This window comes from Oleiphilus sp. HI0132 (genome assembly GCF_001635845.1).
In genome coordinates, this window is record NZ_LWGJ01001330.1 from 1 (window position 1) to 7,617 (window position 7,617).

General features: G+C 45.3%; 9 protein-coding genes. 2 read left to right on the top strand and 7 right to left on the bottom strand.

Annotated features, from left to right (window positions below; all coding sequences use genetic code 11):
- The 5 genes from A3766_RS20290 to ubiE form a co-directional block, all read right to left on the bottom strand.
- Window positions 1-103: twin-arginine translocase TatA/TatE family subunit (locus A3766_RS20290; RefSeq protein WP_197479648.1), on the bottom strand; the 103-nt coding region annotated here is incomplete at its 3' end.
- Between the two features lie 9 nt (window positions 104-112).
- Window positions 113-445, bottom strand: coding sequence for a phosphoribosyl-ATP diphosphatase (locus A3766_RS20295; protein WP_068512015.1), 333 nt, complete (start codon window positions 443-445; stop codon window positions 113-115).
- A gap of 17 nt (window positions 446-462) precedes the next feature.
- Window positions 463-2,133, bottom strand: coding sequence for a ubiquinone biosynthesis regulatory protein kinase UbiB (gene ubiB / locus A3766_RS20300; RefSeq protein ID WP_068516722.1), 1,671 nt, complete (start codon window positions 2,131-2,133; stop codon window positions 463-465).
- Between the two features lie 27 nt (window positions 2,134-2,160).
- Window positions 2,161-2,862 (bottom strand): SCP2 domain-containing protein, encoded by a 702-nt coding sequence (locus A3766_RS20305; RefSeq protein ID WP_068516727.1) that lies wholly within the window; start codon window positions 2,860-2,862, stop codon window positions 2,161-2,163.
- A gap of 10 nt (window positions 2,863-2,872) precedes the next feature.
- A complete protein-coding gene (ubiE, locus tag A3766_RS20310; RefSeq protein ID WP_068516050.1) occupies window positions 2,873-3,661 on the bottom strand; it encodes a bifunctional demethylmenaquinone methyltransferase/2-methoxy-6-polyprenyl-1,4-benzoquinol methylase UbiE in 789 nt (262 codons plus the stop codon).
- A 268-nt stretch (window positions 3,662-3,929) separates the two neighbouring features.
- On the opposite strand from ubiE, the gene A3766_RS20315 reads away from it, so the two are divergent.
- Together A3766_RS20315 and A3766_RS20320 are read left to right on the top strand one after the other, a co-directional pair.
- Entirely contained in the window at window positions 3,930-4,205 is a 276-nt protein-coding gene (locus tag A3766_RS20315; RefSeq protein WP_068516730.1) for a polyhydroxyalkanoic acid system family protein, read from the top strand.
- A 49-nt stretch (window positions 4,206-4,254) separates the two neighbouring features.
- Window positions 4,255-6,123 (top strand): long-chain-acyl-CoA synthetase, encoded by a 1,869-nt coding sequence (locus tag A3766_RS20320; protein ID WP_068516732.1) that lies wholly within the window; start codon window positions 4,255-4,257, stop codon window positions 6,121-6,123.
- A 16-nt stretch (window positions 6,124-6,139) separates the two neighbouring features.
- Here the strand turns inward: A3766_RS20320 and A3766_RS20325 are convergent, their stop codons facing one another.
- Entirely contained in the window at window positions 6,140-6,952 is an 813-nt protein-coding gene (locus tag A3766_RS20325; protein WP_068516736.1) for a crotonase/enoyl-CoA hydratase family protein, read from the bottom strand.
- 17 nt (window positions 6,953-6,969) lie between these two features.
- On the bottom strand, window positions 6,970-7,617 hold a 648-nt coding region (locus A3766_RS31350), incomplete at its 5' end, for a hypothetical protein (protein WP_068642877.1).

The following is a 7,617-nucleotide window of genomic DNA, read 5'->3' on the forward strand; positions in this document are numbered from 1 at the left end:
CGGCGCCACCCAAGTCTCCGCCCATATTGCGTAGTTTCTTGGTGCCGAAAATAAGTGCTACGATCAATAATATAATCAGTAGCTGCATTGGACTGATACCCATAACCTTCTCCTATTTCTGTTTACGAGATGCTTTTTCTTCAAGGCCTGATAAGTCAAAACGACGCTCAAGTTCTTGAAGGATGTCCTTAGCTTCGAGGTCCAGGTGTGAAAGCATTACCAGGCTGTGAAACCATAAATCAGCGGTTTCATAGACTAAGGCTTTCTTACCTTCGTCATCCTGAGCATCTTTGGCTGCAAGAATTGCTTCGGTGCACTCTTCACCGACCTTTTCCAATATTTTATTTAAGCCTTTGGCGTGTAGGCTGGCAACATAAGAGCTGCTGGCATCGGCTTGTCGACGCTCGGCCAAAACTTCTGTTAACTGTTCTAAAACCGTAGACATGGTAACTAAACTGCCTGTTATTTCGTGATTCGTTTGGTGCGGAATATAAAGTACGCACCGACTATTGCTGGCCCGATTTCAGACCAGGTTAAATTTGTTAACCACTGCTGTGTGTCTGGTTTACTTAGGGCAATGGCTAGCACCAACAAGGTACCACCTATCATATAGTCTTTTGTTTGTTTGCGCTGTAGATTTATGTCATTTTTTAGCTGGATAGTTTGCTGTTCGCGCTTTTGTGTAAAGCTATCTAAGTGCTTAATTTGATTCATGGCATCAAATATCAACTTGGGCACTTCTGGTGACTGTTCAAGCCACTCAGGCAAGTGCTGTTTAACGTTTTTCCAAACACCAGGTGGTGCGATGCGCTGTTTCATCCATTTTTCTAGATAAGGTTGTGCCGTGTTCCAAAGATCCAGGTCTGGATAGAGCTGCCGCCCTAAGCCCTCGATGTTTAGTAGGGTTTTTTGCAACAGTACAAGCTGGGGTTGAACTTCCATATTGAAGCGACGCGCTGTTTGGAACAAGCGCAGCAGAAACTGTCCAAAGGATATGTCTTTTAGCGGGCGTTCGAAAATAGGCTCGCAAACCGTACGGATGGCTGATTCAAACTCGTCTGCACGTGTGTCCTCAGGAACCCAGCCTGATGAAATATGTAACTCGGCAACCATTTTGTAGTCACGCTTGAAGAAGGCGAGCAGATTGCGTGCGAGGTAGTTTTGATCCTCAGGCGTTAGTGTGCCAACGATACCAAAGTCGATGGCAATGTATTGCGGGTTGTGAGGATTCTTTGACGAGACGAATATGTTTCCAGGGTGCATGTCAGCATGAAAGAAGCTATCGCGAAATACTTGAGTAAAGAAGATCTCTACGCCGCGTTCGGCAAGTGCTTTCAGGTTGACCCCGGCGGTTCTCAGCGCGTCAACGTCAGCAACAGGAATACCATACACCCGTTCCATGACCAGAACGTGCTGGTTAGTGTAGTCCCAATGAATTTCCGGGATGTAGATCAGTTCAGAATCTAGAAAGTTTCTACGGATCTGGGAGGCATTTGCTGCTTCCCTTTGCAGGTCGAGCTCATCGTAAATTGTTTTTTCATAATCTCTTACGACCTGTACCGGGTGAAGTCGCTTACCATCCACCCAATAGTTTTCCAGAACCAGAGCAAAGAACAGCATGACGGCAATATCTTGGTCGATGGTTCGCTCAATGCCAGGACGAATGACTTTGACGACTACCTCTTTACCTGAATGTAGCGTGGCGCTATGTACTTGTGCAATGGAAGCGGTAGCTAGTGGTTCATCGTCAAACTCTTGGAATACTTCTCCAACCTTCTTCCCCAAGCCTTTTTCAATTAAAGCCTTGGATATAGCTCCTGAAAACGGCGTGACCTGATCCTGTAGGTTTTTGAGGTGATCCGCAATATCATCAGGTAGCAAGTCGCGTCGGGTAGAGAGTATCTGTCCAAACTTAATGAAGATAGGGCCCAGAGTTTCCAAAGCTAAGCGGATTCGCTCACCGCGAGACATCTTCGGTTTTGGAAAAAAGTGCCAAGGTGCAAGAATTAGAAGTAGTCTGGCGCTTAAGGGGAGCTGAGCAAGCGGAATAAACTCGTCTAGGCGGTAGCGACTAATGACCCACAGAATCACGAATATTCTGCGGAGTTTGGTAAGTAGTAATAACTTCGACACGGAGTTTATTGATCTCTTATTTATGCGTTAATTGGTCGTTTGCTCTTGGCTAACAGTGCTATCTTGATTTGACTTATCACCAAGTCGAGCCTTAATTTTCTTCTCTAAAGCTTCGCTTGCCTGATAGAGCTTGTCGATCGCTGCAAATTGCTTTTTAGCAGCAGCCTTATTTGGAAACAGGCGTAATTCATACTTAATAAACTCTTCCGCATCTCTGATCAAAGATTGAGTCAGGTTTTTGCCAAAACTCAAACTTTGGCGAATAGAGGTGCCGATAATATGTGCGGGAATATCGCCGATAACAGAAGCGAGAATGCCTTCCCAGTCAACACTGACGATGCTAAGGAATGCCTGAATTTGTTGAATTCTGACAGATTCGCCACTTAGTTGAATTTCGTTGGTTTTGAAGAGTAAGCTTTTGTCCTTAGAGCTAGCAAGTTTAATAAAGGACAGTAAGGAACCTTTGATCTGAACGCTGGAATGGTCCTGAGCGGGGAGTATGGCAACTCGATAAACCACTTGGGTGTTATCGTCTGACTCGTTACTTTGGGCTTCGTTTTGCTCTTCAACGCCCACATAGATAACTTTGCTAGGGGAACTGACACTAATGGCTAGCACACAGTCTCTAAGGCGTTTTAAATGTTTCTGAGCCGCAGGGTCCATTGAAAGAGCTGTATTGATTGCACTTTCAATAGTAACTGCAATTTTAGTTAGCCGCTTAGTGTCCATAAGGCTCATCTTAAGGTTTTATACCCGTATGTAGAGCAACAATGCCGCCGCTCATGTTGTGATAACGACAATTGGCAAAGCCTGCGTTTTCCATCATACCTTTTAAGGTTTCCTGGTCAGGGTGCATGCGAATAGACTCTGCCAAGTATTGATAGCTTTCACTATCATTGGTGATCAAACGCCCCATTAAAGGCAGAGCCTTGAAAGAGTACTGGTCGTAAACTTTACTGAGCAGGTCATTCTTTGGCTTGGAAAACTCAAGAACCAATAGTCTGCCGCCTGGTTTTAATACGCGTGCCATTGAGGCTAGTGCCTTGTCTTTATCTGTCACATTTCTAAGGCCAAAGGCGATGCTGACACAATTAAAATAGTTGTCTGGAAAAGGGAGTGTTTCGGCGTTGGCTTGAACAAAATCGATGTTGCTGCCGTAGCCTCTGTCTAGTAAACGGTCACGCCCGACATTCAGCATGGATGAATTAATATCGGCGAGAATAACTTGCCCTTGTTCACCAACGCGTTTGGAGAATTGCATGGTCAGGTCTCCCGTTCCACCTGCAATATCCAAGACCTTATGTCCCGGACGGACACCACTGGATTCGATCGTTAACTTCTTCCATACGCGGTGAATGCCTAAAGACATCAAATCATTCATGATGTCGTATTTGCTGGCAACCGAATGAAAAACATCAGCGACTTTTCCTGCTTTCTCTTCAGCTTTGACATTTTTAAAGCCAAAGTGGGTAGTGTCATCTTGTGATTGCTGGGCCTGTGAATCTTGTGTGTGAGACTCTTGGGTCATGGGCTATACTCATCTATATGTAACGCGGATCTAAAAATTGTGCTCATTCTAACTCTGCTGTGTCAGGAAAACTATCATGACTTGTAGGTAAATGAATGAACTTTGCTAGGCAGTTGTTTTGCATCAAGAGCAATCGAGGTAAACTGTCGGGTTTCGCCCGAATAGAAAGCGCTTCGTTAGCTTAAAGATTTAGGGCGTCTAATTGAGCCGCGTTTTGGAAGAAGTTCAAAGTTAGGGCTAGAGCAGTAAACAGATTAGAGAAAAATATATGTCAGTGATACAGGTTGTTCGAGAGCATCATTTGGCTCACGATGAAATTAAGAAGATTTCCGAAGATATGGTCGTCAGTTTGGCTGAGGAATTTGGTGTTAAATATCATTGGGAAGGTGATACAGTGCGCTTCAAAGGTGCTGGAGCTAAGGGGCGAATGACAGTGCTACCACAACAGGTTGACCTGAAAATGGAGCTGGGTTTCTTACTTATGCCTCTTAAATCCAAAATTGAGAAATCAATTATTCGCCGATTAGATGAGTGTCTTTCCTAAGTAAATTTCCGATGATGTAAAGCGCCGAACTAATAAAAAGAGCTAATTTATGGCCCCGATATCCAAGTGTAACGCAGATACTGAAGCAGTGGCGAATACCATCTCATTTCCTCGTTTTGTTTCTAAGCTACCGGCTTTTATCAAAGGTACGCCCAAGAGAGTCAAGGGAATGTATATCGCGAGCCGAAAACCAGGTGATTACCCTGCCGGGATGGGGGTTTGTCTTGAGCAGTCGGCCTCAAGAAATCCGCAAGGGCTTGCGTTAATTTTCGAAGAGCGGGAATTTACTTACCAGATCTTCAATCAGTGGGTTAACCGACTTGCGCGATCACTTCTGAACTCTGGTTACGGCAAAGGTGATGTCATTGCTGTTTTTATGGAGAATCGCCCAGAGCTATTGGCCTGTGTTGCTGCGATTGCCAAAATAGGGGCCGTGAGTGCGCTCATCAATACCAGTCAGCGCGCCGCGGTGTTACGCCACAGTTTTGAGCTCGTCGATGCTAAAGCAATTATTGTCGGGCGAGAGCTATTTTCAGCGATTTCTGAGGTAGAGAGTAGTCTTCCTGTTTCTAGTAATGCTCGCTTTTTCTTTGATGATGCTGACACTTTGCTTAGTGATGTTGACCCTGATGCTTTGCCTGATGGCTGGACAGATCTTGCGGCGGTGCAGAGGAAAGAAAGCTCAGAGAATCCGGGTAGTACCTTGAGGAGTCGTCCTTCCGAGGCTTTCTGTTATTTTTATACCTCTGGTACGACCGGGCTGCCGAAAGCGGCTATTTTGACTCATGGACGTTTTATGAAAGCCTTTGGTGGTGCGGGACTGGCATGTTTACAGCTGACACCGCGTGACCGAGCTTATGTGACCTTGCCATTTTATCATGGTACAGCCTTGGTAGTTGCATGGGGCAGTGTCTTGGCTGGTGATGCCTGCTTGGTTATGGCGCGACAATTCTCTGCTAGTAGATTTTGGTCTGAGGTAAGACGAACGCAAGCAACTGCTATTTGTTATGTTGGTGAGTTGTGTCGCTATTTGATGTCTCAGCCAGAAAGTGCTGATGATAAAAATCATCAGGTAAGAATGATTTTTGGTAACGGTTTGCGAGCAAACCTGTGGGCGGGTTTTAAACAGCGCTTTGGTGTCGATAAGGTGATGGAGTTTTATGGCTCTAGTGAGGGGAATGTAGGTTTTCTCAATATATTCAATCATGATTTTACCGTTGGCTTCACGACAATCCCTTACGCCATTGTCGAGTATGATTTAGAAGAAGATTGTCCAGTCAGGCATCACGATGGCTTCCTGCGACGGGTCAAAAAAGGACAGGCGGGATTACTATTGGGTGAAATTACCGATAAAACCCCTTTTGATGGTTATACCGACCCAGAGAAAACCGAACGCACCATCTTGAGAAATGTCTTCAAACAGGGGGATGCTTGGTTTAATACCGGTGACTTGATGCGAGATCAAGGCTTCAATCATGCCCAATTTGTTGATCGCCTGGGTGATACTTTTCGTTGGAAGGGTGAGAACGTTTCGACAACTGAGGTCGAGAATGTATTGGCTCAGATGACTGCTGTAGCTGATGCTGTGGTTTATGGTGTCGAGATACCCGAGACAAACGGTAGAGCGGGAATGGCATCTATTACGCTTGAGAAAGGTGCTCATTTTGACTCTTCAGAGGTCTACCAACATTTAAGTGAGAATCTGCCCGCATATGCCCGGCCGATTTTTATTCGATTGTCTTCATCGATGGAGACAACGGGAACCTTCAAATACAAGAAAACTGACTTGAAGAAAATTGCTTATGATTTGGAGCAGATAACAGACCCGGTATGGGTCTGTCTTCCAGGCGACACAGCTTATCAGCCCTTTAATGCTGAATTACAAGCGGCTGTTGAGGCGGGAAAGTATCGCTTCTAGCCTGTTTGATTCAAGCTTAGCTGCGATTCTTAAAAGGTAAGGGCTTCGCGCCTTTGGTGCCTTGGCTGACTGCTGCTCTCTGGTTGTAACGACCGATCAGCTTGCGTTGTAATTTTGTTTCCCAATTTAAAGCCTGTTTGATGGTGCTAAGCCAGGTTTTGTTGAAAAGCAGCTTGTTGCTGGCAACGGCATCTGGCGAGCGCTGTTTGATCTCTTCAGCGAATTCGACTGCCTTGGTCATCGGGTCATCATAGATATGGGTAATCAAGTTATATGATTTAGCCTCTTCAGCATTGAAAACTCGGCCCGTCATCGCAAGCTCTTTGACGATATCAATCGGTGCCAGCTCTCTCAGCGTTAGTGTGCCGCCCATGTCGGGAATCAGACCCCAGCGTGCTTCCATGATAGAGAATTCGCAATCGGGTGTGCTGTATCTAAAGTCGGCACCCAATGCGATTTGAAAGCCGCCTCCCCAGCATTTTCCGTGTGTCACTGCAATGACAGGAACGGGAGCATCGCGCCACAGGTAGCTGACATCCTGGGCCAGGTTTGAGGCCTTGGTGCCGGGTTTAACCAAAAGTTTGAGCGCGGCTACCGGACTTTTCAAAACGCTTTTTATGTCTAGTCCAGAGCAGAAAGCATCACCGTCACCAGATAGAATGACCGCTCTGATAGACTTGTTCTTTTTAAGTTCTTTAGCCACTTTTGCAATGGCCTCAAACATAGCTATATCGAGTGCGTTGAGCTTACTTGCACGAACTAAGGTTACATAGGCAATTTGATCTTTAATCTCCAGCCTTACTCGTTCAAGAATGATGCGGTCGGTCATGTGTATTTCCTTTGTGCTTATATGCTCAGGTCAAAATTGAAGGGGTGATTATTGCCTTGATAAATCTCATCGAGATAGACGGTTTCTCTTTCGCTTAAGGTATTCATCAGCGTGCGTACATCCTTCATGCTATGAAAGGCTTCAAAGCCGGTCATTAAGAATTGATGAAGTGCTTGTAGTCCAGCCATTTCTGCGGCACCTTCGGTCATGCGTAAGGTAAATAAGATGACGGAGCTACGCGCATACTTGTCGAGTTTTTGTCCCAGCTGTGAAGTCAGTTGTATCTGGTATAGTCGCTGGCCATGATTGTCGCTAGCGCGATAAGCTTCACAATAGATCTTCTCGTTTAGCTCATTGCTGTTGTGTTCAATAAATATGATTTCAGCAAGCCGCTGATCTAGCTGCTGAGTAAGTAAGTTTAGTTCTACCAGAAGACTCACTGTTTCAAGAATTTTTTTTGGTAAAAGCTTGATCATTTTAGGAAATATTCGCTCAAGATCCCGATCGCGGTCGCTGAAATCCTCGGTTGAATATAAATCCGTAAACAGGAAGGATAAGCCGTCTTGATAGTCGCTTGATTGATAAAAATCGCGATGACTGAACTTTAAGCGCTCACTTTGCCAGTGAGCGAGTTTTGCCAAGTGGTGGTCGATATTGTCGAGCTT

Coding starts and splice junctions, on each gene's coding strand:
- A3766_RS20295 (WP_068512015.1), bottom strand. CDS start 445: ATGTCTACGGTTTTAGAACAGTTAACAGAAGTTTTGGCCGAGCGTCGA.
- A3766_RS20305 (WP_068516727.1), bottom strand. CDS start 2,862: ATGGACACTAAGCGGCTAACTAAAATTGCAGTTACTATTGAAAGTGCA.
- ubiE (WP_068516050.1), bottom strand. CDS start 3,661: ATGACCCAAGAGTCTCACACACAAGATTCACAGGCCCAGCAATCACAA.
- A3766_RS20315 (WP_068516730.1), top strand. CDS start 3,930: ATGTCAGTGATACAGGTTGTTCGAGAGCATCATTTGGCTCACGATGAA.
- A3766_RS20320 (WP_068516732.1), top strand. CDS start 4,255: ATGGCCCCGATATCCAAGTGTAACGCAGATACTGAAGCAGTGGCGAAT.
- A3766_RS20325 (WP_068516736.1), bottom strand. CDS start 6,952: ATGACCGACCGCATCATTCTTGAACGAGTAAGGCTGGAGATTAAAGAT.